The 23,331-nt window shown below is 70.2% G+C and carries 22 protein-coding genes and 1 rRNA gene; 3 read left to right on the forward strand and 20 right to left on the reverse strand.

Features of this window, described 5'->3' with window-relative positions; all coding sequences use genetic code 11:
• The 14 genes from DEI84_RS04765 to otsA form a co-directional block, all read right to left on the reverse strand.
• Positions 1-181, reverse strand: a 16S ribosomal RNA gene (locus tag DEI84_RS04765); the annotation flags it as partial.
• 502 nt (positions 182-683) lie between these two features.
• The gene (locus tag DEI84_RS04770; RefSeq protein ID WP_110824457.1) at positions 684-1,454 is read right to left on the reverse strand and encodes a fumarylacetoacetate hydrolase family protein; all 771 of its coding nucleotides are present in this window, start codon (positions 1,452-1,454) and stop codon (positions 684-686) included.
• Between the two features lie 9 nt (positions 1,455-1,463).
• Positions 1,464-2,618, reverse strand: coding sequence for a branched-chain amino acid aminotransferase (locus tag DEI84_RS04775; protein ID WP_110889889.1), 1,155 nt, complete (start codon positions 2,616-2,618; stop codon positions 1,464-1,466).
• A 13-nt stretch (positions 2,619-2,631) separates the two neighbouring features.
• Positions 2,632-3,699, reverse strand: coding sequence for a 3-isopropylmalate dehydrogenase (locus tag DEI84_RS04780; RefSeq protein ID WP_110889890.1), 1,068 nt, complete (start codon positions 3,697-3,699; stop codon positions 2,632-2,634).
• A gap of 7 nt (positions 3,700-3,706) precedes the next feature.
• The gene (serA, locus tag DEI84_RS04785; protein WP_110889891.1) at positions 3,707-5,296 is read right to left on the reverse strand and encodes a phosphoglycerate dehydrogenase; all 1,590 of its coding nucleotides are present in this window, start codon (positions 5,294-5,296) and stop codon (positions 3,707-3,709) included.
• Between the two features lie 104 nt (positions 5,297-5,400).
• Positions 5,401-5,790, reverse strand: coding sequence for a hypothetical protein (locus DEI84_RS04790; protein ID WP_110889892.1), 390 nt, complete (start codon positions 5,788-5,790; stop codon positions 5,401-5,403).
• Positions 5,787-6,206, reverse strand: a complete 420-nt coding sequence (locus tag DEI84_RS04795) for a hypothetical protein (protein ID WP_110889893.1) — start codon at positions 6,204-6,206, stop codon at positions 5,787-5,789. Before DEI84_RS04795 ends, DEI84_RS04790 begins: the two co-directional genes overlap by 4 nt.
• Positions 6,207-6,232: 26 nt before the next feature.
• Positions 6,233-7,423, reverse strand: coding sequence for a mannitol-1-phosphate 5-dehydrogenase (locus tag DEI84_RS04800; protein ID WP_110824463.1), 1,191 nt, complete (start codon positions 7,421-7,423; stop codon positions 6,233-6,235).
• Between the two features lie 201 nt (positions 7,424-7,624).
• Entirely contained in the window at positions 7,625-8,650 is a 1,026-nt protein-coding gene (gene ilvC, locus DEI84_RS04805; protein ID WP_110824464.1) for a ketol-acid reductoisomerase, read from the reverse strand.
• A 44-nt stretch (positions 8,651-8,694) separates the two neighbouring features.
• Positions 8,695-9,195: an acetolactate synthase small subunit gene (ilvN, locus tag DEI84_RS04810; RefSeq protein ID WP_110824465.1), complete on the reverse strand. Its 501-nt coding sequence runs from the start codon at positions 9,193-9,195 to the stop codon at positions 8,695-8,697.
• Positions 9,192-11,012, reverse strand: coding sequence for an acetolactate synthase large subunit (locus DEI84_RS04815; RefSeq protein WP_110824466.1), 1,821 nt, complete (start codon positions 11,010-11,012; stop codon positions 9,192-9,194). Before DEI84_RS04815 ends, ilvN begins: the two co-directional genes overlap by 4 nt.
• Before the next feature lie 46 nt (positions 11,013-11,058).
• Positions 11,059-12,753 (reverse strand): dihydroxy-acid dehydratase, encoded by a 1,695-nt coding sequence (gene ilvD / locus DEI84_RS04820; RefSeq protein WP_110889894.1) that lies wholly within the window; start codon positions 12,751-12,753, stop codon positions 11,059-11,061.
• Between the two features lie 71 nt (positions 12,754-12,824).
• Positions 12,825-13,604 carry a trehalose-phosphatase gene (gene otsB, locus DEI84_RS04825; RefSeq protein ID WP_110889895.1) on the reverse strand — a complete coding sequence of 260 codons (780 nt, stop codon included), beginning with the start codon at positions 13,602-13,604 and terminating at the stop codon, positions 12,825-12,827.
• Positions 13,597-15,189 carry an alpha,alpha-trehalose-phosphate synthase (UDP-forming) gene (otsA, locus tag DEI84_RS04830; RefSeq protein ID WP_110889896.1) on the reverse strand — a complete coding sequence of 531 codons (1,593 nt, stop codon included), beginning with the start codon at positions 15,187-15,189 and terminating at the stop codon, positions 13,597-13,599. Before otsA ends, otsB begins: the two co-directional genes overlap by 8 nt.
• A 156-nt stretch (positions 15,190-15,345) precedes the next feature.
• Between otsA and DEI84_RS04835 the strand changes: the two genes are divergently transcribed.
• Positions 15,346-16,317, forward strand: a complete 972-nt coding sequence (locus tag DEI84_RS04835) for a magnesium transporter CorA family protein (protein ID WP_110824470.1) — start codon at positions 15,346-15,348, stop codon at positions 16,315-16,317.
• 34 nt (positions 16,318-16,351) lie between these two features.
• On the opposite strand, the gene DEI84_RS04840 is transcribed toward DEI84_RS04835, so the two are convergent.
• Entirely contained in the window at positions 16,352-17,503 is a 1,152-nt protein-coding gene (locus DEI84_RS04840; protein WP_110889897.1) for an SLC13 family permease, read from the reverse strand.
• Positions 17,504-17,603: 100 nt separating this feature from the next.
• Here DEI84_RS04840 and DEI84_RS04845 point away from each other — a divergent pair, with 100 nt between their 5' ends.
• Positions 17,604-17,804, forward strand: a complete 201-nt coding sequence (locus tag DEI84_RS04845) for a hypothetical protein (protein WP_110824472.1) — start codon at positions 17,604-17,606, stop codon at positions 17,802-17,804.
• 72 nt (positions 17,805-17,876) lie between these two features.
• Here DEI84_RS04845 and DEI84_RS04850 read toward each other — a convergent pair whose 3' ends face one another.
• A complete protein-coding gene (locus DEI84_RS04850) occupies positions 17,877-19,058 on the reverse strand; it encodes a mechanosensitive ion channel family protein (RefSeq protein ID WP_110824473.1) in 1,182 nt (393 codons plus the stop codon).
• A 144-nt stretch (positions 19,059-19,202) separates the two neighbouring features.
• On the opposite strand from DEI84_RS04850, the gene DEI84_RS04855 reads away from it, so the two are divergent.
• Positions 19,203-20,753 carry an amino acid permease gene (locus DEI84_RS04855; RefSeq protein ID WP_110889898.1) on the forward strand — a complete coding sequence of 517 codons (1,551 nt, stop codon included), beginning with the start codon at positions 19,203-19,205 and terminating at the stop codon, positions 20,751-20,753.
• Positions 20,754-21,138: 385 nt separating this feature from the next.
• On the opposite strand, the gene DEI84_RS04860 is transcribed toward DEI84_RS04855, so the two are convergent.
• The 4 genes from DEI84_RS04860 to DEI84_RS04875 all read right to left on the reverse strand — a co-directional run bounded on the left by DEI84_RS04860 (position 21,139) and on the right by DEI84_RS04875 (position 23,290).
• Positions 21,139-21,351 carry an SCO4848 family membrane protein gene (locus tag DEI84_RS04860; protein ID WP_110824475.1) on the reverse strand — a complete coding sequence of 71 codons (213 nt, stop codon included), beginning with the start codon at positions 21,349-21,351 and terminating at the stop codon, positions 21,139-21,141.
• Positions 21,352-21,465: 114 nt separating this feature from the next.
• Positions 21,466-22,392: a hypothetical protein gene (locus DEI84_RS04865; protein ID WP_110889899.1), complete on the reverse strand. Its 927-nt coding sequence runs from the start codon at positions 22,390-22,392 to the stop codon at positions 21,466-21,468.
• Entirely contained in the window at positions 22,389-22,853 is a 465-nt protein-coding gene (locus DEI84_RS04870; RefSeq protein ID WP_110824477.1) for an ImmA/IrrE family metallo-endopeptidase, read from the reverse strand. The genes DEI84_RS04865 and DEI84_RS04870 overlap by 4 nt, the downstream gene beginning before the upstream one ends.
• Positions 22,850-23,290 carry a hypothetical protein gene (locus DEI84_RS04875; RefSeq protein WP_110824478.1) on the reverse strand — a complete coding sequence of 147 codons (441 nt, stop codon included), beginning with the start codon at positions 23,288-23,290 and terminating at the stop codon, positions 22,850-22,852. The genes DEI84_RS04870 and DEI84_RS04875 overlap by 4 nt, the downstream gene beginning before the upstream one ends.
• Positions 23,291-23,331 lie beyond the last annotated feature (41 nt).

Genomic DNA, 23,331 nt, shown 5'->3' on the forward strand with positions numbered 1-23,331 from the left:
AGTCATATCCAGTATTAGACGTCGTTTCCAACGCTTATCCCAGAGTCAGGGGCAGGTTACTCACGTGTTACTCACCCGTTCGCCACTAATCACAGGAGCAAGCTCCTGATCATCGTTCGACTTGCATGTGTTAAGCACGCCGCCAGCGTTCGTCCTGAGCCAGGATCAAACTCTCCGTAAAAAAATTACAACCAACACCGAAGTGCCAGCGAGTTGATCTTGACTGTTGACTGTCTACTGACAATCTTCAATCCAAAAGGAATTGCTTCATGACCCGACCGGAAAAAAACCGACCAGGCACGAGGTCAATAAAATTGGCATTGACAATGTGCACGCTGTTGAGTTCTCAAGGACCAGACGCACTCCCCACTCCACACCACCAGGATGCTTCGCCAGAGAGGCTGGCTCGTTGCCCGGGGAAGAACCGGAGCCAGACTGCATCTCCCGGAGTCGAACTCCGTCAGCGTCTCGGCCGATCCGTTCTCCGCCTCAGCGGCAACGAGTGATTACTCTACACAGCCTGCGAGGACCTGCCAACCGGGGTCCATCCCGGGCGTGTCGCCCACGCCTCCGCGGATCACGGCCAGCGCGCACGGGGCCGGCCCCGGGACGGACGGAGGCCCGACACCGTGACGGTGTCGGGCCTCGAGGTCGGCGACGTCGCCGGTCAGTGCCGTCGCCGGTCAGTGCCGAGCGATCACGGGGTTGCGGAGCGATCCGATGCCGGAGATCGTGACCTCCACCACCTCGCCGTCGCGGATCGCGCCGACGCCCGCCGGGGTGCCGGTCAGGATGACGTCGCCCGGGAGCAGGGTCCAGATCGACGAGATGAACTCGATGAGCGTCGGGATGTCGTGCACCATCTCGTTCGTGGACGCGGCCTGACGGAGGTCCCCGTCGACGCGCGTCTCGATGCGGATGTCCGACGGGTCGATCTCGGTCTCGATCACCGGACCGAGCGGGCAGAACGTGTCGAAGCCCTTGGCGCGGGCCCACTGGCCGTCGCGCGCCTGCAGGTCACGGGCGGTCACGTCGTTCGCGATCGTGTACCCGAGGATGACGCTCGCGAAGTCCTCCTTCGCGACGTTCTTGGCGAGGGACCCGATCACGATGGCGAGCTCGCCCTCGTGGTCGACGCGGCCGATGTCGGCGGGCAGCCGGATCGGGTCCTCGGGACCGATGACCGACGTGTTCGGCTTGAGGAACACCACCGGGTCGTCGGCGGTGTGCTCTTCCATCTCCGAGACGTGCTCGGCGTAGTTGAGCCCGACGCCGATGACCTTCGACCGCGGGATGACCGGGGCGAGCAGCTTCGCGTCCGCGAGGGGCACCCGCTCCCCCGTCGTCTCGAAGCCCTGGTACATCGGGTCGCCGGCGAGCACCACCAGTGCGCGCTCATCGAGGATGCCGTAACGGGGGTCCTCCCCCTCGGTGCTGAACCGTGCGATCTTCACGCGTCGACCCTACTCAGCACTCGTGGTGGTCGTCGGCTCCGTCAACCGGACCATCCACCCGTGCGGGTCGGGACGGCGTCCGTACTGGATGTCCGTCAGTTCCGTACGCAGCGACATCGTCAGTTCGCCGGCACCGGTGGTCGGCGAACCGATCGTGAAGCCATCACCACGGAGTTCCGCGATCGGCGTGACGACCGCCGCGGTGCCACACGCGAAGGCCTCGGTGATGGTGCCGTCCGCGACGCCGTCCCGCCACTCGCTGAGGCTGACCGGACGACGCTCGACCCGGAGGCCGCGGTCCACCGCGAGCTGCAGGATCGAGTCGCGCGTGATGCCCTCGAGGATGGAGTCCGAGTCGGGCGTGATCAGCGTGCCGTCGGCGCGGACGAGGACCACGTTCATGCCGCCGAGCTCCTCGAGGTACTCGCCCTTCTCGGAGTCGAGGAACATCACCTGCTGGCAGCCGTGCTCGTACGCCTCCTGCTGCGGGAGCAGGGACGCCGCGTAGTTGCCGCCGGTCTTGGCCGCACCGGTGCCGCCCCGGGCTGCGCGGGCGTACCGGGTCGACAGCCAGATCGACACCGGCTCCGGCCCCGAGGTGAAGTACGCCCCAGCTGGGCTCGCGATGCAGTGGTACTGGACCGCGTGGGCGGCGCGGACGCCGAGGAAGGCCTCGGTCGCGATCATGAACGGGCGGAGGTACAGGCTCGTCTCCGGAGCCGACGGCACCCAGGCCTCGTCCGCGCGGACCAGCTGCCGGACGGACTCGACGAAGACCGACTCGGGCAGTTCCGGGAGCGCGAGCCGTCGCGCGGAACGGGCGAACCGTCGCGCGTTCGCGTCCGGACGGAACGACCACACCGACCCGTCGGCGTGCCGGTACGCCTTCATGCCCTCGAAGATCTCCTGCGCGTAGTGCAGGACGCTCGCGCTCGGGTCGAGGGAGAGCGGTCCGTACGCGTGGACCGAGGCGTCGTGCCAGCCGTCGTCGATCGTCCACGAGACGGACGCCATGTGGTCGGTGAAGTGCTTGCCGAAGCCGGGGTCGGCGAGGATCTCCTCGCGTTCCGCCGCGGCACGACGCTCCGGGGACGGAGTGGTCGCGAAGTCCAGTGCGAAGTCGGCGCCGCTGCTGTCGCTGCCGTCGCTGGTGTCGTTGCTCATGGGATGGCTCCTGTCAGGCCGTGGTGGTGCGTGCGGTGACCGCGGCGACGATGGCGTCACCGATCTCGGCCGTCGACCGCCGTGTGGTGCCCCGGTCGGCGAGGTCGGCCTCGACCGCCTGCGTCACCGCCGCCGCGAGGTCCGGCCGGCCGATGTGGTCGAGCAGGAGGGCGACGGACAGGACGGCGGCGGTCGGGTCGGCCAGCTGCTGGCCGGCGATGTCGGGCGCCGATCCGTGGACCGGCTCGAACATGCTCGGGAAGGTGCCGTCCGGGTTGATGTTCCCGGAGGCGGCGAGACCGATGCCGCCGCTGATCGCCCCGGCGAGGTCGGTGATGATGTCGCCGAAGAGGTTGTCCGTCACGATGACGTCGAACCGCGACGGCTCCCGCACCATGTGGATCATGACGGCGTCGACGTGCTGGTAGTCGACCGTGACGTCCGGGTGTTCCTGGCCCACAGCGGCGACGGTCCGCTGCCAGAGCGACCCGGCGTGCACGAGGACGTTGCTCTTGTGCACGAGGGTGAGGTGCTGCCGTGGTCGCCGCGAGGCCAGGTCGAACGCGTACCGCACCACGCGCTCCACGCCGTGCGCGGTGTTGAGCGAGACCTCGGTGGCGATCTCGTGCGGCGTCCCCACGCGGATCGCGCCGCCGTTGCCGACGTACGGGCCCTCGGTGCCTTCGCGGACGACGACGAAGTCCACGTCCCCGGGTGCGGCGAGCGGTGACGCGACGGCGTGGTGCACGGTCGTCGGCCGGAGGTTGACGTAGTGGTCGAACGCGAACCGCAGCTTCAGGAGCAGCCCGCGCTCGATGATCCCGCCGGCGAGCCGCGGGTCCCGCGGGTCACCGCCGACGGCTCCGAGGAGGATCGCGTCGTGCTCGGCGATCGCCGCCATGTCGTCCTCGGTGAGGACGTCCCCGGTCTCGAGGAAGCGACTCGCACCCAGCGAGAAGGCGGTCTCCTGCACGTCGAGCTCCGCACCGGCCACCGCGTGCAGGACCTTGAGGGCCTCGTCGACGACCTCGGGGCCGATGCCGTCCCCGCGGATGACCGCCAGCTTGAGCGTCTGCGACATGGGTCTCCTAGAGCGTGATGTCGATCTCGCGGAGCGACGCCGCGTCGATGGTGGAACGGACGTGCTCGAGCACCTCGTCCGGGACCGGCGAGTCGACGGTCAGCACGCTGAGCGCTTCCCCACCGGCCGACTGGCGGGCGATCTGCATGGCGGCGATGTTGATGCCCGCGTCGCCGAACTCCTTGCCGTACACCGCGACGATGCCCGGCCGGTCCGTGTAGGCCATGACCACGTGGTGCTTGTCGAGCGCGACCTCGACGTCGTAGCCGTTGATCTCGACGAGCTTCTCGACCTGCTTCGAGCCGGTGAGCGTGCCGGAGACGCTGATCGCCGGACCGTCGGACTGCGCGCCGCGGATCGTGAGGAGGTTGCGGTACTCGGGGCTGTCGCCGTCGGTGATGAGCCGGACGGTGACGCCGCGCTGCTCCGCGATGAGCGGCGCGTTGACGTAGGAGACCTGGTCGCTGACGACGTCGGTGAACACGCCCTTGAGCGCGGCGAGCTTCAGCACGCTGACGTCGTACTCGGCGAGCTCGCCGTGCACCTCGACGTCGATGCTCGTGACCGGCGAGGTCGCCATCGCGGTGAAGACCTGGCCGAGCTTCTCGACGAGCGGGATGCCGGGCCGCACGTACGGGTCGATGACCCCGCCGGCGACGTTGACCGCGTCGGGCACGAGCTCGCCCCCGAGTGCCAGGCGGACCGACTTGGCGACGGCGACACCGGCCTTCTCCTGCGCCTCGTCGGTCGAGGCGCCGAGGTGCGGCGTCACGACGACGTTCGGCAGGGAGACGAGCGGCGAGTCCTTCGGCGGTTCGGACACGAAGACGTCGAGCCCGGCACCGGCGATCGTGTTCGACGTCAGGGCGCGGTACAGCGCGTCCTCGTCGATGAGGCCGCCGCGGGCGACGTTGATGACGAACGCGGTCGGCTTCATGAGCGCGAACTGGTCGTCGGAGATCATGCCGATCGTCTCCGGGGTCTTCGGCATGTGGATCGTGGTGAAGTCGGCACGGCGGAGCAGGTCCTCGAGGGACACGAGCTCCACCCCGAGCTGCTGTGCACGAGCCGTCGTGACGTAGGGGTCGTACGCGATGACCGAGACGCCGAAGGCCTGGAGGCGCTGCGTGATGAGCGCGCCGATCCGACCGAGGCCGATGATGCCGACGGTCTTCTCGTACAGCTCGACGCCCGTGTAGGACGACCGCTTCCATGCGCCGGCGGCGAGCGACGCGTGCGCCGCCGGGATGTGGCGCGCGAGCGACAGGATGTGCCCGACGGTCAGCTCGGCAGCCGAGATGATGTTCGACGTCGGCGCGTTCACCACCATGACGCCCGCGGTCGTGGCCGCCTTGATGTCCACGTTGTCGAGCCCGACGCCGGCGCGGGCGATGACCTGCAGCTGCGGTGCCGCGGCGATCGCCTCGGCGTCGACCTTCGTCGCGGACCGGACGAGGATCGCGTGCGCGTCGGACAGCGCGGAGAGCAGGGCCGGACGGTCGGTGCCGTCGACGTTCCTGATCTCGAAGTCGGGCCCGAGGGCGTCGACGGTGGCGGGCGAGAGTTCTTCGGCGATCAGGACGACCGGCTTCGACACGACTGCTGTTCCTCACACGAGACGGGTGGTGTACCACCACCCTACCGACGCGACGGGGTCGTTACGACGCCGTCACCGTCGCCGACCCGGACGGCCCGTCCGGCTCAGAAGTCGAGCAGGCGCGGGACGAAGAGCTGCAGGTCGAGCCAGAGCGCTCCGGCCGCCGCGAAGGCGAGCAGGAACACCGCTGCCGTCACCGCGAGCGTCGACCGGCGGGTGACCCACAGCGCGACGACGAAGGCCAGCGGCGCGATCACGATGTCCAGGACGAGCCAGACCCACGGCACGGCGCGTCGGAGCGAATCACCTCCGGACGAGCTCGCGATGAACGCGTTGAACTCCTGCACCGAGCGCGACACGGTGACGAGGTTCCCGACGCTCTGCACGGTCATGTACGCCAGCAGCACGGCGAACACGGCCCAGATCGCGATCCGGCCGAGGAGTCCGGTGCGGGACCGTGCCGCGCGGCCCGCACGGCCGTCGACCGCCGTCACCCGAAGCTCCGCGTCATGAGGAACGGCCAGGGGAAGAGGACGACCGCGCCGAGGAGCATCCACAGCAGGCGGGTGCGGGTGCTCCGACCGCGGGCCGCCCAGAGCACCACCGTGAACCACAGCGCCGGGGCGACGATCGACAGGAAGCGCAGGACCTCGACGTAGCCGCTCAGCACCCGGTCGACGCCGGACACGTAGGTCGTCGAGGCGGTGAGCAGCCACGCCACGGTGTACAGCAGGTACAGCCCGCCGAACACGCCGAACCCGATGAGCGCCCCGGAGGTCTCGGGCGCGTCGGGGTCACGCTCGTCGCGCTCTCGGACGGCGATCGGGTTGTGCGCGGCGTCCACGTGCGTGGCGTCGTCCGCGTCACCCCACGACAGGGCGTCGTCGTCGGGTTCGCGTGCCTCCGTCATGCCGTCGAGTCTACGAGGGTCGCCGCTCATGCCTGGGCTGGCTGGGTCTCGAGGACACCGGCCACGACGTCGCGGACGGCGGGGAACAGCGGGTGGCCCTCCATCAGTCCGGTGAGGATCTCGGTGAGGGCGTGCGCCGTCGCACCGGAGCGGAGCAGCGCGTGGAGTTCGTACGACTCCGGGTCGTCCTGGTCGTCGAACTCGAGCGCGACGCGGACGGCGCCGAGGAGGTGGTCCACGGGGAGGCCCCGCTCCGCGAGCTGCGCGGCCGGGCCGATGAACCGCTCGCGGCGACCGAGCTTGCGCAGCGGGTTCCGGCCGACGCGCAGCGTCGTGTCCGGCAGGAGCGGGTTCGCGATGCGCGTCAGGTTCGCCGCGACGTACCGCGCGTGTTCCTCCGGGTCGAAGCCGTGCTTCGCGACGAGCAGTGCGGTCGTCTCCGCGAGCACCCCGTCGACCTCGGCGCGCACGGCGGGGTCCTGGAGGGCCTCCCGGATCAGCCGGATGCCACGCACCCAGCCGTGGTAGGCGGCGGTCGCGTGCGCGGTGTTGACGGTGTAGAGCTTGCGCTCGACGAACGGCTGCAGGTCGTCCACCCAGGTCACGCCGTCGATGACGGGGTGCTCGGCGGCGGTCCCGGCGAAGGGCGTGCGCTCGATGACCCACTCGTAGAAGGGCTCGAGCACGACGTCGAGACCGCCGGACTGGCCGAGGACGCCGGACTGGTCCGGGACGATGCGGTCGATCGCACAGTTCGCGAAGACCGCGGCGATGTCGCGGTCCTCGAGGATCGGGGCACGGCGGATGCTCGCGTGCAGGGAGTCGGTGGCGTTGAACGCGTTCTCGCACGCGACGATCGTCACCTCGCCGCGGTCGAGCGGACGGGCCGCGAGGCCCTCCGCGATGAGCGGCGCCACGAGAGGCAGGGTGCGGGCCCCGACGGCGGTGGTGACGACGTCGGCCTCGGCGATCGCCCGGACCACGCGGTCGCGGTCCGTCTTGCTGTTCAGCGCGCGGAACCCGGCGACGGTGTGCTCGACCGGCATCTCGCCGACCTCGTGCACGACGAACCGGCCGGCCTCGTTCAGGGCGGCGACCACACGCTCGTCGACGTCGACGAAGGTCAGGTCGTAGCCGCTCGCCACGAGGAACTGGCCCACGAACCCGCGCCCGATCTTGCCGGCGCCGATGTGGACCGCTCGTCTCGTCACCGCCATCCGACGATCATCCCATGTCCGGCGGCGGGCCCGCGCCACGCCGTGGGCGCGACGACCGGCACGACGTCGGGCGTCGTCGCGCTGTGTCGACGTCCGGAGACGTCGGGGTTCTGGAGGAGCTGCTGCATCGTGTCCGGGTCACATCGAGAGGCGGCGGTGCACTGCACCGCCGCCTCGCGGGTCGAGCTTGTCTCAGGCAGACTACCGCGCGGCCGAACCGTCGACGTAGTCGGAGTCCGCCTGCTTCCACGCGAAGAGCTTGCGGAGCTCGCGGCCGGTCGCCTCGACCGGGTGCCCCTCGCCCTTCTCGCGGAGGGCCTGGAACTCCGGGGCACCGGCGTCCTGGTCCTCGATGAAGCGCTTCGCGAAGGTGCCGTCCTGGATGTCGGCGAGGACCGCCTTCATGTTCTCCTTGACCTCGGGCGAGATCACGCGCGGGCCGGAGACGTAGTCGCCGAACTCGGCGGTGTCGGAGATCGACCAGCGCTGCTTGGTGAGGCCGCCCTCCCAGATGAGGTCGACGATGAGCTTGAGCTCGTGCAGGACCTCGAAGTAGGCGATCTGCGGCTGGTAGCCCGCCTCGACCAGGGTCTCGAAGCCGTACTGGATGAGCTGCGACGTGCCACCGCAGAGGACGGCCTGCTCACCGAACAGGTCGGTCTCGGTCTCCTCGGTGAACGTGGTCTTGATGCCGCCGGAGCGCAGACCGCCGATGGCCTTGGAGTAGGACCAGGCGAGGTCCCAGGCGCTGCCGGACGCGTCGACCTCGACCGCGACGATGACCGGGACACCACGGCCGGCCTCGTACTCGCGGCGGACGGTGTGCCCCGGGCCCTTCGGCGCGACGAGCGAGACGTCCACGCCCTCCGGCGCCTCGATGTAGCCGTAGCGGATGTTGAAGCCGTGACCGAAGACGAGCGTCGCACCCTGCTTGAGGTTCGGGGCGATGTCGTCCTTGTAGACGATCCGCTGCACCTGGTCCGGGGTGAGGATGACGACGACGTCGGCCCACGCGGTGGCGTCGGCCGGGGTCAGCACCTCGAAGCCGGCCTCTTCGGCCTTCTGGCGGCTCTTCGAGCCCTCCTTGAGGCCGATCTTGACCTCGACGCCGGAGTCGCGGAGGTTGAGGGCGTGGGCGTGGCCCTGCGACCCGTAGCCGATGACCGCGACCTTCTTGCCCTGGATGAGGCTGAGGTCGGCGTCGGCGTCGTACACGATGTCAGTCACGGTGCGTGATCTCCTTGGTTCGGTGGTCTCTGGCTGACCGGTGCTCAGCGCACCCGGTCGGTGATGCTCTTCGGTCCGCGGCCCATGCCGAGGAGGCCGGCGCGGGCCAGCTCCTTGATGCCGTAGGGCTCGAGGACGCGCAGGATCGCCTGGATCTTGCCGGGGTCACCGGTCACCTCGACGACGAGCGAGTCGGTGGCGACGTCGACGACCTGCGCCCGGAACAGCGTCACGGCGTCGAGCACCGCGGACCGGGTCTGGTTGTCGACACGCACCTTCACGAGCATGTGTTCGCGCTGCACCGACTGGGGGAAGTCGAGCTCCACGATCTTGATGACGTTGACGAGCTTGTTGAGCTGCTTCGTCACCTGCTCGAGCGGCAGGTCCTCGACGTCGACCACAACGGTGATGCGGCTCAGGCCGTCCACCTCGGTGCTGCCGACGGCGAGCGACTCGATGTTGAAGCCGCGTCGGGCGAACAGCCCGGCGACACGGGTCAGCAGACCCGGCTTGTCCTCCACGAGGAGGGACAGGACGTGGCTCATGCGGGCTCCCCCGTCATGTCGGCGTCCTCGTCGTCCCAGGTGGGCGCAAGTTCGCGGGCGTACTGGATGGAGGAGTTGCCGACACCCTGCGGGACCATCGGCCAGACCATCGAGTCGCGGCTGACCACGAAGTCGATGACGACCGGGCGGTCGTTGGTGTCGAGCGCGAGCTGGATCGCGGCGTCGATGTCCTCGGGACGCTCGACCCGGATGCCGAGGGCTCCGTAGGCGTCCGCGAGCTTGACGAAGTCCGGCACGCGGCGGGTGCCGTGCCCGGTCTGCAGGTCGGTGAACGAGTGCCGGCCGTCGTAGAACAACGTCTGCCACTGCCGCACCATGCCGAGCGACGAGTTGTTGATCACCGCGACCTTGATCGGGATGTCGTTGATGACGCAGGTCGCGAGCTCCTGGTTGGTCATCTGGAAGCAGCCGTCACCGTCGATCGCCCAGACCACTCGGTCCGGCTGGGCGACCTTGGCACCCATGGCTGCGGGGACGGAGTAGCCCATCGTGCCGGCGCCGCCGGAGTTGAGCCACGCGTTCGGGCGCTCGTACTGGATGAACTGTGCCGACCACATCTGGTGCTGCCCGACACCGGAGGCGAACACGCCCTCCGGTCCGGTCATCTCGCCGATGCGGCGGATGACGTGCTGCGGTGCGATGAGGCCGTCCTGCGGCTCGACGTACCCGAGCGGGAAGTCGGCACGGATCTTGTCGAGGTGCGCCCACCAGTCGGCCGTGGAGGCGCGCTCGGACTGGTCGACGGCGGCCCACGCCTCGAGCAGATCCGCCAGCACGACCTTCGCGTCCCCGACGATCGGCACGTCGGCGAAGCGGATCTTCGAGATCTCGGCCGGGTCGATGTCGACGTGCACGACCTTGGCGTCCGGGGCGAACTCGTCGGCCTTCCCGGTCACACGGTCGTCGAAGCGGGCGCCGAGCGCGATGATGAGGTCGCTCTCCTGGAGCCCGAGGACCGCGGGCACGGTGCCGTGCATGCCCGGCATGCCGAGGTGCTGCGGGTGCGAGTCCGGGAACGCACCGCGCGCCATGAGCGTCGTGACCACCGGCGCGCCCGTCGCCTCGGCGAAGCGCAGGAGTTCCGGGGAGGCACCGGCACGGATGACTCCGCCGCCGACGTACAGGACCGGGCGGCTCGACTCGGCGAGCAGCTGCGCGGCGGCGGTGATCTGCTTGCCGTGTGCCTTCGTGACCGGACGGTAGCCCGGCAGGTCGATCTTCGGCGGCCAGATGTACGGCGCCGACATCTGCTGCGCGTCCTTGGTGATGTCCACGAGCACCGGGCCGGGCCTGCCGGTCGTCGCGATCTGGTGCGCGGCGGCGATCGTGGCGGGGATGTCCTCGGGCTTCGTGACGAGGAACGAGTGCTTCGTGATCGGCATCGTGATCCCGACGATGTCGGCTTCCTGGAAGGCGTCCGTCCCCATCAGGGTCGAGAAGACCTGCCCGGTGATCGCGATGAACGGCACGGAGTCCATGTAGGCGTCGGCGATCGCGGTGACGAGGTTCGTCGCACCGGGGCCGGACGTCGCGATCGCGACGCCGACCTTGCCGGACGAGGACGCGTAGCCCTCGGCGGCGTGGCCGGCGCCCTGCTCGTGCCGGACCAGGATGTGGCGGATGGTCGTCGACGCCATGAGCTCGTCGTAGAACGGGATGATGGCGCCGCCGGGCAGGCCGAAGACGTCGGTGATCCCGAGGTGCTCGAGCGTCCGGAGGACGGCTCCCGAGCCGGTCAGGACCTCTGGTGAGCGACGTGCTCCGGCAGCGGACAGCGGTGTGGCTTCCGTGGGCATGAACGGTTCCTTGCCTGGAGGGATGGCGATGTGTCGGGTGTCGACGTCAGCCCGTGACCGCGCCGAGGGCGGCGGACTGGACGAGCTTGGCGTACTTCGCGAGGACTCCGCGGGTGTAGCGCGGGGGCAACGGTTCCCAGCCTGCTCGGCGGGATTCCAACTCGGCGTCGTCGACCAGTAGGTCGAGCGAGCGAGCCGCGATGTCGACACGGATGCGGTCGCCATCGCGCACGAATGCCACTGGACCTGCGTCCACGGCTTCCGGTGCGATGTGGCCGATGCAGAGGCCGGTTGTGCCGCCTGAGAATCGACCGTCCGTCAACAGTAGTACATCCTTGCCGAGGCCTGCGCCCTTGATGGCCGCCGTGATGGCCAGCATCTCGCGCATGCCCGGTCCGCCCTTGGGTCCCTCGTAGCGGATGACCACGACGTCGCCCTTCTGGATGCGGCCCTCGGTGAGGGCGTCCATCGCGGCACGCTCGCGGTCGAACACCCGCGCGGGCCCCTCGAACACGGAGGCGTCGAAGCCGGCCGTCTTGACGACGGCACCCTCCGGCGCGAACGAGCCCTGCAGGATCGTCAGGCCACCGGTCGCGTGGATCGGGTTGTCGATCTTCCGGAAGACCTCGCCATCGAGCTCGGGCGGGTCGATCGCCGCCAGGTTCTCGGCGACCGTCTTGCCCGTGACGGTCATGCAGTCGCCGTGCAGCAGGCCGGCCTCGAGCAGGGCCTTCATGATCACCGGGATGCCGCCGTTGCGGTCGACGTCGACCATGACGTACTTGCCAAAGGGCTTCATGTCGGCGAGGTGCGGGACCTTCGAGCCGATGCGGTTGAAGTCGTCGAGGGTGAGCTCGACCTCGGCCTCGTGGGCGATCGCGAGGAGGTGCAGCACGGCGTTCGTCGACCCACCGAGGGCCATGAGCACGGTGATGGCGTTCTCGAAGGCCTCGCGCGTCAGGATCTGCCGGGCGGTCAGTCCCAGGCGGAGCATGTTCACGACGGCTTCACCCGAGCGGTGCGCGTAGTAGTCGCGGCGGCGGTCGGCACTCGGCGGCGCGGCGGAGCCGGGGAGCGACATGCCGAGCGCCTCGGCCAGGCTCGCCATCGTGTTCGCGGTGTACATGCCACCGCAGGCGCCCTCACCGGGGACGATCGCGCACTCGATCTTCTTGAGCTCTTCCTCGGTCATGGTGCCGGCCTTGCACGCACCGACACCCTCGAAGGAGTCGATGATCGTGACTTCCTTCATCGACCCGTCGGCCTGCTTGACGTAGCCCGGCATGACCGACCCGGCGTAGAGGAACACGCTCGCCAGGTCGAGGCGCGCGGCGGCCATGAGCATGCCCGGCAGGGACTTGTCGCAGCCGGCGAGCAGGACGGTGCCGTCCAGGCGCTCCGCGCTGACGACCGTCTCGACGCTGTCGGCGATGACCTCACGCGACACGAGCGAGAAGTGCATGCCCTCGTGGCCCATCGAGATGCCGTCCGACACGGAGATGGTGCCGAACTGCAGCGGGTACCCGCCGCCGCCGTGGACGCCTTCCTTGGCGCCCTGGGCGAGGCGGTCGAGGGAGAGGTTGCAGGGGGTGATCTCGTTCCAGGACGAGGCGATGCCGATCTGCGGCTTCTCCCAGTCCTCGTCGCCCATCCCGACGGCCCGCAGCATGCCACGCGAAGTGGTTGCTTCGATCCCGTCGGTGACGACCCTGCTGCGCGGCTTCACGTCGATGTCAGGCATGTCCAGAGTCTAGGACCGTTTGGGATACCAGTGGCGCAACACCATGCGTCTGCATCGTGTTGCGCCCTCGGTCAGCGCGTGGCCCGGAGTCGTCCGAGCTGCTTGAGCACGTCGGTCAGGGCTGCCGGGTCGGCGACACGGTGGGCGGCCAGGGTGTCCCCCTCCCCCACTTTCACGCCGACGTCGCCGTCGCGGAGCACCCGGAAGCCGTCCTCGTCGGTGACGTCGTCGCCGGCGAAGAACACCGCGTCCGCTCCGCGGAGCTCCCGGAGGCGGTCGATCGCGTCGCCCTTCGTGACGTGGCGGACCGCGAACTCGAGGATGTCCTTGCCCCCGCGCTCGAGCACGCCGGGATCGGCGTCGTGCGCGGCACGGCTCGCCTCGGCGTTCGTCGCGGCGGCCTCCTCCGCGCTCACCCGCCGGGTGTGCACACCGTGGCCCGCCGGCTTGTGCTCGATGACGACGCCGGGGTGGCGGGCACCGACCGCGTCGAGTGCAGCGCCGATCCGGGCGACCCTGGCGGTCTCTTCTTCGGTCAGCGCGGCTTCGTCGTGGCCGTCGACACGCCACTCGACGCCGTGCGAGCCGATCAGCGCCATGGTCTCCGGCGCGTGGGACACCGCTGCCAGGCTGCCGAGCGGCCGTCCGGACACGAGCACGACCTCCGTGTCCCGCGCGCGCTGCAGGGTGAGGACGGCGGCCCAACTGCCGGGCAGCGCACCCACCCGTGCGGGGTCGTCCGCGAAGGGCGCGAGCGTGCCGTCGAAGTCGAGCGCCACGAGCAGTCGCGGCGCAGCCGCGAGCGTCTCGAGCGCCTGGGCGAGACCGGTCTCCGTCGTCCGGTCAGGCATCGCGGTCCTCCCGGGTGTCCTCGGCGGCGCGCGCGGTCTGGGCGTCCTGGTCGAAGATCGACGTGCCGTCGGTCGGCGCCTCGCGGTGCGGCTCCCCCTGGTCGGCTGCGTCCGGGTCGATCTGGGCACTCTTCGGCGCATGGCGGTCGAGCGCTTCGAGGAACGAGCGGGACCAGCGCGCCACGTCGTTGTCCCGCACGCGCTTGCGGAGGGCCCGCATGCGCGTCGAGCGCTCCCGTCGGGGCATCTCGATCGCGCGCTGGATGGAGTCCTTCAGCGCCCCGATGTCGTGCGGGTTGACGATGACGGCCTGCTTGAGCTCGTCGGCGGCACCGGCGAACTCGGAGAGGATGAGCACGCCGTCGTTGTCGAAGCGACTCGCGACGTACTCCTTCGCGACGAGGTTCATGCCGTCGCGGAGCGCCGTGACGAGCATGATGTCGGCGGCGAGGTAGAGCGCCACCATCTCCTCGCGGGGGTAGCCGTGGTGCAGGTACGAGATCGGCTGGTGGCCGATGACGCCGAGGTCGCCGTTGATGCGTCCCACGGTGAGCTCGATCTCGTCGCGGAGCATCCGGTAGGTGTCGACGCGCTCCCGGCTCGGGCTGGCGACCTGGATGAGCGCGGCGTCCTCCACCGCGAGGCGGCCGTCCTCGACGAGCTCGCCGAACGCCTTGATGCGGTGGCGGATGCCCTTCGTGTAGTCGAGCCGGTCGACGCCGAGCAGGACGGTCGTGGGGTTGCCGAGACCGTCGCGGATCTCCTTCGCGCGCTGCTGCACCTCGGGACGGCGGGCGATCTCCTCGAAGCTCTCGGCGTCGATCGAGATCGGGAAGTGCCGGGCCTCGACGTGCCGGACGGTGACGCCCTTGCGGCTCCGCGGTGCCTGCGGGTCGTCCACCGGGACGTCGACGATCGAGCCCTTCGTCGTGTAGCCCTTGATGTGCCGCACCGCACGGAGGAAGTCGCTCGCGTCGTCCTGCCGCTGGAACCCGATGACGTCCGCACCGAGCAGGCCGTCCAGGATCTGCGCGCGCCAGGGCAGCTGGGCGTAGATGCCGACCGGCGGGAACGGGATGTGGTTGAAGAACCCGATCGTCAGGTCGGGACGCAGGGTGCGCAGGAGCGCCGGCACGAGCTGCAGCTGGTAGTCCTGCACCCAGACGATGCCGTCCTGCTCGGCGATCTCGGCGACCTGCTCCGCGAAGCGCTGGTTCACACGCTTGTACGCGTTCCACCAGTCGCGGTGGTAGCTCGGGTGCTCGATGACGTCGTGGTACAGGGGCCACAGTGTGTCGTTGCTGAAGCCCTCGTAGTACTCCTGCACGTCGTCCGCGCTGAGCGGGACCGGGACGATGTGGATGCCCTCGTTGTCGAACGGCTCGACCGTGACGTCCGGCTGGCCGACCCACCCCACCCAGGCCCCGTCGTTCTGGCGCATCACCGGCTCGAGCGCCGTGACCAGGCCGCCGGGAGAGTGCCGCCAGCCCTCCGAACCGTCCTCCTCGACCACCCGGTCGACGGGCAGTCGGTTCGAGGCGACGATGAATGCGTACCGGGTGCTGTCCGTGCGGTCTGCGGGCATGGGTGGCGGGTGCTCCGTTCCTGCCCGGCGGCCTGCCGGGGCGTCGACCCCGAAACTACCAGCGACCGGTCGACCGGGCTGAGCGGATGTTCACGGACGGGCACCGGAGCGCCCAAACCGTCGGGTGCCACCGGACCGCCTCACTAGGCTCGCCCCATGGTGAGCACGCGCTGCTGGCAGGACGGGTCGCCGGCGGAGCAGGACTTCCCGGTCGGACACGTGTCGGAACTGGTCGCCCGCGACGGCGCCTTCGTCTGGGTCGACTTCACGGATCCGACACCGGCCGACCTCGAGCAGGTCGAGGGCGAGCTCGGCATCCACGCCCTCGCCGTCGAGGACGCCGTGGAGCGCGGGCAACGCCCGAAGCTCGACCGGTACCGGGACAGCCTGTTCCTCGTCGTCTACGACGCGCACGGCCCCGGCGAGGACGGTGGACTCGTCACCCACGAGGTGAAGGCGTTCGTCACCTCCCACGCGCTCGTGACGATCCACGGCGCCGACTTCGACACCTCCGCGGTCCAGCGCCGGTGGGACGCCAACAGCGACCTCGCCGACCACGGGGTCCCGTGGCTGCTGTGGGGCCTGCTCGACACGGTCGTCGACCACGCCACGAGCGTCCTCGAGACGATCGAGCGGGACATCGACGCGCTCGAGGACGACCTGTTCGAGAACGGGGACCCGCGCGAGCAGCAGATCCAGCGGCGCTCGTTCCGGCTCCGGAAGGCGCTCGGCGTGCTGCGCCGGCTCGTCGTCCCCACCCGGGACAGCGTGGGGTCGCTGCTGCACGGTGACGCCGAGACGATCGTCGACGGGGTCCGCCCGTACTTCCGCGATGTGGAGGACCACCTCGTGTCGATCGCGGACACCGTCGAGCAGCAGCGCGACGCGGTCTCCAGCGTCCTGGAGACGAACCTGAACCTGGCGTCGAACCGGCAGAACACCGTCATGAAGAAGGTGACGAGCTGGGCGGCGATCATCGCCATCCCGACCGGCATCACGAGCTTCTTCGGGCAGAACGTGGAGTTCCCCGGCGAGGGCGAGTGGAGCGGGCTGTGGGCGTCGCTCGCGCTCACCGTGGTGACGTCGCTGGTCCTCTACCGGTCGTTCAAGCACCGCGACTGGCTCTGAGTGCCGGCACCGCGAGCGCGCCGGGCACGACGGATCAGATCTGCAGCGCCAGCACGCCCGCGACGACGGTGAGCGGCGCGACCACGCACCCGAGGGCGATGTAGCGCCCCCACGACAGGTGGATGCCCTCGGCCGTGAGCCGCGCGTGCCACAGCAGCGTCGCGAGCGAGGCCCACGGCGTGATGAGGCACCCGGCGTTCACGCCGACGAGCAGCGCCGCGTACCGCAGGGCCTCGTGCCCCGCGGCCGGTTCGAGCACCAGGTAGGCGGGCAGGTTGTCGATCGCGTTCGCCGCGACGGCCCCTGCCCCGCCGAGGAGCAGCAGCGGACCTGTCCCGGTGCCCCCGCCGACCGCCTGGACGATCGGGTCGGTGACCCCGGTGCCGTGCAGGGTCTCGACGACGACGAAGAGCCCGGCGGCGAACACGAGCGTGGACCAGGGCACGCGGGACGGCCTGAGCTCCGCGGGTGCCCGCCACGCCGCGACCCCGATGAGCACGAGCGCCGCGAGGACGGCGGCGACCCAGACCTCGACCCCCGCGGTCAGGGCCACGACCAGGGCGACGAGGACGACGGACGCCGCCCAGGAGAAGACCGGATCGGACGCCTTCCGCAGCCCGACCGGCGTGTAGCGCCCGAACAGCGAGCGACGGAACACCACGAGCAGCACCGCGCAGGGCACGACGACCCCGGCGAGCGCCGCCCACACCATCAGCCCGGCGAACGGCAGCGGCCCGTCGAGTCCGATGCCGTCCACCGCGAGCAGGTTCGTCAGGTTCGACACCGGCAGCAGCAGCGATGCCGTGTTCGCGAGCCAGACGGTGGTGAGGGCGAAGGGCATCGGCGGCAGCCCGACCCGGCGCGCGAGCGTGATGACGATCGGTGTCAACAGGACCGCGGTGGTGTCGATCGACAGGAACACCGTGCACACCACGGCGAGCACGACGACCGCGGCCCACAGGCCGATCGTCCGTCCGCCGCCGACCCGCGCGGCGAGGTCGGCGAGCCGGTCGAAGACGCCCGCGTCCGCGGCGAGCTCGGAGACGATCGTCAGCCCGAGGACGAAGCCGAGCACCGGCAGGACCCGCTCCGCGAGCGCCGCGAGTTCGGGCAGCGGCAGCAACCCGAGGGCGACGCACACCGCCCCGACGGCGAGCAGGACGGCTCCGATGACGGCTTGGCGCACGATGCGACTCCTTGCTGGGATGGCCGGCGGTCCCTGTGCGCCCGGCGGCGCTCCAATGTACCGCCCGGTAACGTGGGCCGGACGACGACAGGAGGAACCCGTGCGGAAGTTCATGTTCAGCGGTGCGGTGTGGGGCTCGCTCATCAGCGGCTACAGCGTGCTGCAGACGACCAGGCGTGGACCGCGCGACTGGCGGCTCGCCCTGACCTGGGTGGCCTGGCTCTCGACCACGATCGTGGCGGTCGGCACGGTCGTCGAGGACGACCGCGCGGTGAAGGCGAAGCAGCGCGCAGCACGCTGACGGCACCACACGACGGACGGGAGGCCCGCTACCAGCTGGTAGCGGGCCTCCCGTCCGTCATGGGACAGCTGGTCAGCGCCGCTCGGGCGGGACGTCCTCGGCGCGGATGCCCGAGGTCTGGATCGGGCCGGTGAACAGGGCGGAGCGTTCGTCGCCCTCACCGAACAGCTGGGAGTCGTTCTCGCTCCGCGGCCGGCGCGGTGCCGCGGGCTCCTGCACCGGGTCGGTGAGCTGGACGCGCTGCAGCGGCAGTGCCTCCGGGTGCTGGCGCTGCATCCACTCCACCATCTCCTCGCGGACGTAGCACCGGAGGTCGAACAGGCCGCCGGCATCGGGCGCGGTGACGAGGATGCGGACGCGCACCAGTCCCCCGACGGCGTCCGTGACCTGCAGCACCTTGGTGCGGCCGTCCCAGATCGTGCTCGTCTCGAGGATGCGGTCGAGCTCTTCGCGCATCTCCGACGGGCTCACCCGCCAGTCGAGGTCGAACTCGACCGCACCGAGCAGCTCGCTGCCCGTGCGGGTCCAGTTCTCGAACGGGGTGCTCGTGAAGTAGGTCGAGGGCAGCACGAACCGCCGGTCGTCCCACAGGTGCACGACCACGTAGGTGAGGGTGATCTCCTCGATCCGGCCCCACTGCGTCTCCACCACCACGACGTCGTCGACCCGGATCGAGCCGGAGAAGGCGAGCTGCATGCCCGCGAAGACGTTCCCGAGCATCGACTGCGCGGCGAGACCGGCGATCACCGAGAGGAGCCCGGCACTCGCCAGGACGCTCGCGCCGGCGGCCTCCACCCCGGGGAAGGTGAGCAGGATCGCACCGACGGCGATGATGACGAGGACGGCGACGGTGAGTCGCCGGATGATGAGCACCTGCGTTCGCACCCGGCGGGCGACCCGGTTGTCGGGGACGTCCACGCGGTACTTGTGCAGCCCGAGGCTCTCGAGGAAGATCGCGAGCTCGCAGGCCAACCAGCACCCGACGCCGATCATCGCGATGAGGAAGACGTGCGACACCTCGTCCCGCCACGGGAACCGGTCGGCGTCGCGCGGGATGCTCGTGCTGAACGCCGTCCAGAGCATGGCGAGGAGCAGGGTGGTGCGGGTCGGGTGCTTCGTGCGCCGGGAGAGCGCGGCAGCCCAGCGTTCCCGCCGACCGAGCGCCCGGAAGACCAGGTGCAGGACGAGCGACGCGACGGCCGTGACGAGCAGGGCGATCCCGATCGCGACGAGGAGTCGGAGGAAGATGTCCATCCGTCCATCGTGGTGGGTCCCGCGTCGCTCGTCGTCCAGGCGGCGGCCAGGGAGCGGGCCGCGGGAAGGCCATCGGGCGCGGTGGGACGAGGTGCGGAGGCCGCAGGGCGCCCGGGTCGGACGTGCGGCGGTAGCGTGTCGGCCATGACAGCGAAGAACGACACGGGGGTCGACCGCGCTCCGGCGAACGACTTCTCGCACGAGCAGGAGGGCTACCAGCACGGGCTGAAGCCCCGGCAACTGCAGATGATCGCCATCGGTGGCGCGATCGGGACGGGCCTGTTCCTCGGTGCCGGTGGCCGGCTCCACACCGCCGGTCCCGCCCTCGCGGTGACGTACCTGATCGCGGGCGTGTTCGCCTTCTTCATCCTCCGAGCACTCGGGGAGCTCGTGCTGCACCGGCCCTCCTCCGGGTCGTTCATCTCGTACGCCCGCGAGTTCTACGGCGAGAAGTTCGCCTACGCGGCCGGGTGGATGTACTTCCTCAACTGGGCGATGACCTCGATCGTGGACACGACGGCCGTCGCGGTCTACCTGAAGTACTGGTCGGCGTTCACCGCGGCCCCGCAGTGGCTCCTCGCACTCATCGCCCTGGTCGTCGTCCTGGCCGCGAACATGGTCGCGGTGAAGGTGTTCGGCGAACTCGAGTTCTGGTTCGCGCTCATCAAGGTCGCCGCGCTCGTCGCGTTCCTGGTCGTCGCGATCGTCTGGCTCGTCTTCGCGTTCCCGGTGGAGACCGGCGGCGAGGCAGTCCGGACCGGCTTCTCGATCTGGGGCGACAACGGCGGGCTCCTGCCGAACGGCGTCCTGCCGGCCGTCCTCGTCATCCAGGGCGTCGTGTTCGCCTACGCCGCGATCGAGCTCGTCGGCACCGCGTCGGGCGAGACCCAGGACACCGAGAAGGTCATCCCGCGCGCGATCAACTCCGTCGTCTTCCGCATCGCGGTCTTCTACGTCGGCTCGATCGTCCTCCTGTCGATCCTGCTGCCGTACACGGCGTACAAGGAGGGCGAGAGCCCCTTCGTCACGTTCTTCTCGTCGATCGGGAACCCGCAGGTGGGGGTCGTCGTCGGGTCGATCATGAACTTCGTCGTGCTCACCGCGGCGCTGTCGTCCCTGAACGCCGGGCTGTACTCGACCGGCCGCGCGCTGCACTCGATGGGCATGAACGGCTCGGCGCCGAAGTGGACCACGAAGATGTCGAAGGGCGGCGTGCCGTACGCCGGCATCCTGCTCACCGCGGCCTTCACCGTCGCCGGTGTCGTGCTGAACTACTTCGTGCCCGGCCAGGCGTTCGAGATCGCCCTGAACATCGCCAGCCTCGGCATCATCACGGCGTGGGGCACGATCATCCTCTGCCAGATGAAGCTGCGGCAGTGGGCCAAGCAGGGGCTGGCGAAGGAACCGACGTTCCGGCTGCCCGGGGCTCCCGTCACGAGCTGGCTGACGCTGGCGTTCCTCGCGTCGGTGATCGTCCTCATGGCGATCGACTACCCGGTCGGGACGTACACGATCGCCTCGCTGGTCGTCGTCATCCCGCTGCTGGTCGTCGGTTGGTTCCTGCAGCGTGACCGGATCCTCCGCATCGCCTCGCTGCGCCAGGGCGTCACCGGTCCGTACCCGATCACCGGCCGCGACCCGGCCGCGCAGGTGCGGCGGTCCACCGAGCACAGGGACGGCGACGGCCGCAGCTGACCTCCCCGACGTGGCACGGGTCCGGCACCCGCCGGTACGATCAGCGGGTGCCGGACTCTCCTGTTCTCCCGACGCTCGACCTGCAGCACACCTGGCGTGGCGCCACGTGCCGGGTGCGGGTGTTCCGTGACCGGGTCACCGCGGAGACGAGCTTCGAGCGCGACGCACTGCTCCCGGTCCCGATGGACGCCGTGCAGGGGTGGCGGATCGAGGAGTGCGACGACGACGCGGTCTGCGTCGAGTTCGTCACGCCGGACGACGTCTGGCGGGTGTTGCTCTCCCCCGCCGACGAGGCGGTCGCCGACGTCGCGTTGCGCTCGGCGCTCGGTGCGCCACTCCCGCCCGCCCCTGCCTGCGACGTCGCTACGACGCGGGCGGGCGGGCGTCAGACCAGCAGCAGCACCGCGGCGAGCACGGAGGCCACCGCGATCACCAGCGCGATGAGCAGCAGCACGAAGTGCACGCGCCAGAACGTCGTCGGGCGGCCCGCGGCGTCCCGGGCGCGGGAGTCCTTCGCGACGCGCTGGAAGAAGCGCGGCCACGCGACCACGTTGAAGACGGCGCCGACGATCAGGACCACTGCAGCGAAGACGAGCACCCGACCATCCTACGCCCGGGCCTCGGCCGCCCCCCACGACCGGCCGAGACCCGCGACCACACCGGGTGTAGCACGTGCTACAGAGCGTACACGACCGGGTGGTCGGGCCCGGGGTCAGGTGCCCGCGAGGACCGCTTCCGCCTCCGCGAGCGCTGCCTGGTCGGCCGGGCTGAGCGGTGTGCGGTGTCGACGGGCGCCGTCGTTCACCTCGACGATGAGACGGCTGAGCCGGGTCGCGGGGTCGTCGGAGTCGGGGTACTCGTTGTCGGTGCCGAGTCGGGCGTGGACCGGTTCGAGACGGCGGAGGGCATCCTGCAGCGCCCGGGTCCGTCTGCTCTGCCAGAGCCGGTGGCCGAGGACGAGCAGGAGCATGCCGGATGCGACGAGCAGCACCGCTCCCGGTGTCGTGACGTCGTACGGCAGGGCGAGCGCCCGCGTGACGTCGACCCGGCCGGCGACGTGGGCCAGGTCCATCACCGCGACGACCACCATGCGGACGACGCCGAAGACCCCGCCGGCGACGAGCGCCCACAGGCCGACTCGGTCCGGACCGGTCCGGGCCTCCCGGATGCGCAGCACGCAGATGAGCCCAGTGGCGCCGAGGGCGACGCCCAGGTACGTCGTCTGCACGATCGAGTAGACCGCGGCGAGGGGCTGCGCACCGACGGCGAGCATGAACGTCGTGGTCGTCCGGACCGGGTCGAGCAGCACGAACGCCGTCACGACGGCGACGACCACGACGGAGCACGACGCGACGACCGCCCTGCGCATCCACGGCCGTGCCGCTCCCACGGCCTTCGCGACGCCCCAGAGCAGCGTGCTCGTCCCCGCCGCCATCAGGACGTCGCACACGAGGGTCAGGACGTTCCGTCCGCCGAGCAGCGGGTCGACGGCTCGGTACAGGGGGTCGACGCCGGCGACGACCGTGCCCGAGAACAGCAGGAACGTCAGTGCCAGCGTCCGGTCCTGCCCGCGTTGCACGACGGAGAGGACGACCGCCCCGACGACGAGCAGGACCGCCTGGACGACGGCGAGGATCACCCGAAGACCCCGCGGAACGCACTGGGACGTTCGCGGTGGCCGCGGATCAGCTGCGCGAGCCGGTCGGCGAAGAGCTCGGCCTCGCGCTCGTACTCGTTCTCGAAGAGGCCGCGGGCGAGGGCCCGTTCGACCTTGTACTCGGGCAGGTCCGGGATGAGGCTCCGGATGGCGGCGGCCTGCGGCGCGGTCTCGTGGTGTCCGTGCAGGACGTGGCCGAGCTCGTGTCCGATGACGAACGCGCGGAAGGTCGGGGACGGCGTCGGGGAGATCATCACGAGGTGACGGTGCTCCAGCGTCGCGACGAAGCCGCACACCGGCTCGTCGGCCAGGAACGACTCCTCGCGGACGGTGATCGGCTTGCCGACGAGGTCCTCGGCCGCCGCGACGGCGTCGTCGATCCCGGTCCAGCCCGCGTCCTCGCCCAGCTGCCAGAACCGGTCGACCAGCGTCGGCGCGGTCACACCGCACCGCCGCTGCGCGACTCCTGCTCAATGACCTCGGCGATGCGGCGGAGGGCCTCCGGCGAGAGTTCACCGGGGAAGGTCCGCGCTGCGAAGCCGCTCACCCGAGCCGAACGGACGGCCCGCACGAGGGCGAGTTGCGCGCCGATGCGCTCGGGCAGTTCGCTGTCCTCGAGCAGGAAACGGTCGTCGACCTCGAAGAAGCCCGCGAGCAGGCGCAGCAGCTGGGTGTCGCTGTTCCGCCGCCCGTCACCGGAAACCATGTAGGTCCACTTCGCGCGCGAGAGCGAACCGCCGCCGTCGGCCACGTACTGCTCGATCTCCGCGAAGGGCACGGGTGCACCACGCTGCGACTCCTCGAAGTCGAGCAGCAGGTTGAGCCGTCGCGCGAGCTCCCCCGCGTCGAGCACGCCGCCCTTCGGCACCGATCCCGTCATCGTCGCCCCCTTCGATCCCGTGCCCGACCACCCTACTGCGC

The sequence above is a fragment of the Curtobacterium sp. MCBD17_023 genome (genome assembly GCF_003224415.1).
GTDB lineage: Bacteria > Actinomycetota > Actinomycetes > Actinomycetales > Microbacteriaceae > Curtobacterium.

Coding starts and splice junctions, on each gene's coding strand:
- DEI84_RS04815 (WP_110824466.1), bottom strand. CDS start 11,012: ATGCCCACGGAAGCCACACCGCTGTCCGCTGCCGGAGCACGTCGCTCA.
- DEI84_RS04800 (WP_110824463.1), bottom strand. CDS start 7,423: ATGGCGGTGACGAGACGAGCGGTCCACATCGGCGCCGGCAAGATCGGG.
- DEI84_RS04775 (WP_110889889.1), bottom strand. CDS start 2,618: ATGAGCAACGACACCAGCGACGGCAGCGACAGCAGCGGCGCCGACTTC.
- DEI84_RS04850 (WP_110824473.1), bottom strand. CDS start 19,058: ATGGACATCTTCCTCCGACTCCTCGTCGCGATCGGGATCGCCCTGCTC.
- otsB (WP_110889895.1), bottom strand. CDS start 13,604: ATGCCTGACCGGACGACGGAGACCGGTCTCGCCCAGGCGCTCGAGACG.
- DEI84_RS04855 (WP_110889898.1), top strand. CDS start 19,203: ATGACAGCGAAGAACGACACGGGGGTCGACCGCGCTCCGGCGAACGAC.
- DEI84_RS04795 (WP_110889893.1), bottom strand. CDS start 6,206: ATGACGGAGGCACGCGAACCCGACGACGACGCCCTGTCGTGGGGTGAC.
- DEI84_RS04875 (WP_110824478.1), bottom strand. CDS start 23,290: ATGACGGGATCGGTGCCGAAGGGCGGCGTGCTCGACGCGGGGGAGCTC.
- DEI84_RS04835 (WP_110824470.1), top strand. CDS start 15,346: ATGGTGAGCACGCGCTGCTGGCAGGACGGGTCGCCGGCGGAGCAGGAC.
- ilvN (WP_110824465.1), bottom strand. CDS start 9,195: ATGAGCCACGTCCTGTCCCTCCTCGTGGAGGACAAGCCGGGTCTGCTG.
- otsA (WP_110889896.1), bottom strand. CDS start 15,189: ATGCCCGCAGACCGCACGGACAGCACCCGGTACGCATTCATCGTCGCC.
- DEI84_RS04780 (WP_110889890.1), bottom strand. CDS start 3,699: ATGTCGCAGACGCTCAAGCTGGCGGTCATCCGCGGGGACGGCATCGGC.
- ilvD (WP_110889894.1), bottom strand. CDS start 12,753: ATGCCTGACATCGACGTGAAGCCGCGCAGCAGGGTCGTCACCGACGGG.